Source organism: Morganella sp. HMSC11D09, assembly GCF_001807955.1.
Classification (GTDB): Bacteria; Pseudomonadota; Gammaproteobacteria; order Enterobacterales; family Enterobacteriaceae; genus Morganella; species Morganella morganii.
The window spans coordinates 1-1207 of record NZ_KV791721.1 but is presented as its reverse complement, the minus strand read 5'-3'; the positions used below and the strand labels follow the sequence as shown (position 1 = coordinate 1207).

General features: G+C 48.1%; 2 protein-coding genes. One reads left to right on the top strand and one right to left on the bottom strand.

The window, feature by feature from the left end; genetic code table 11:
* Positions 1-196, top strand: a 196-nt coding sequence (locus HMPREF3119_RS19230) for a hypothetical protein (RefSeq protein ID WP_139144856.1), incomplete at its 5' end; no start/stop codon positions are given.
* A gap of 32 nt (positions 197-228) precedes the next feature.
* Here the strand turns inward: HMPREF3119_RS19230 and HMPREF3119_RS18550 are convergent.
* Positions 229-1207: IS110 family RNA-guided transposase (locus HMPREF3119_RS18550; protein ID WP_083297302.1), on the bottom strand; the 979-nt coding region annotated here is incomplete at its 5' end.

Here is a 1207-nt window from a genome sequence, read left to right as displayed (position 1 = left end):
GGCTTGCTTAAATCTATCCGGCGTCAATATGGACAAGGATGTCCGCGCCTCGATGAGTTCCGCGCCCGATGTACCTAAAAAGTCCCACGGCTTCAATGAGCCACTTTTTTTGTCAGATTTTTCATCAGGCCGTCAGGCCGTTCATGTCATCAATAATCAGTCTTCGCAAAACCAGATGGGTAACTTCTTAAATTAACGATTACCCCTCCTGTGGAGAGAATTCTATCGTTACTTTTCGAACACGCTGTTTTGTGTCGTTATTGCCCAGGCTATCCGGGCTAATTTGTTGGCAAGAGCACAAGTTACAACATTAGAATGTTTTCGTTGCAGTTGTGCTCTAACCCAGTCGGCCAGCCTTCCGGATTGATGATCTAACCGCATAATAAGAATACGGGCACACAGAACCAGTAACCGTCGCAGGTTTTTATCCCTGCGCTTACTTATTCCCAATAAGGTAGTTCGTCCCCCGGTACTGTATTGCCGAGGAACCAATCCGGTCGATGCAGCAAAATCTCTGCTGCATACATACTGCTTTCCGTCGCATAACTGAGAAGATAAAACGCTGGCGGTGATCGACACAATACAGGGAATGGTAAGAAGACGTTGTCCTGTTTCATCGCGGCTCAGCTCCTGTTCCAGCGCGGCTTCAATCTCAGTAATCTGTTCAACCAGATAAAGATAATGTGCATGGAGGCGAATCAGTAGCCGTTCCAGATACGGCGGAAGCGTATTCTCAGCCAATACTTCGGAAAGACGCCTGATCACCGCTGTACCTATCGGCATGCTGATGCCAAACTCCAGCAAGAAGGCATGCATCTGATTAGTGGTTTTGACTTTATCTCTGACCAGCGACTCCCTGACTCGGTGAAGCGCCCGCATGGCCTGTTGAGCTTCAGTTCGTGGTTGCACAAATCGCATGGAGGGACGGGATGCCGCTTCGCAGATAGCTTCCGCATCGACGAAATCGTTCTTGTTACTCTTCACAAAAGGACGGACAAACTGCGGAGATATCAGCTTAGTTACATGACCTAAATCAGCAATCCGCCGAGCCATGAAATGTGCTCCGGCACAGGCTTCCATAACAACGGTAGCGGATGAACATCCGGCTAAAAATTCAATCAATTTGGTTCGCGTGAACTTTTTCCGCAGTAATGGGTTGCCGGACTTATCCTGACAATGTACATGAAAGGAATGTTTACCGAGATCG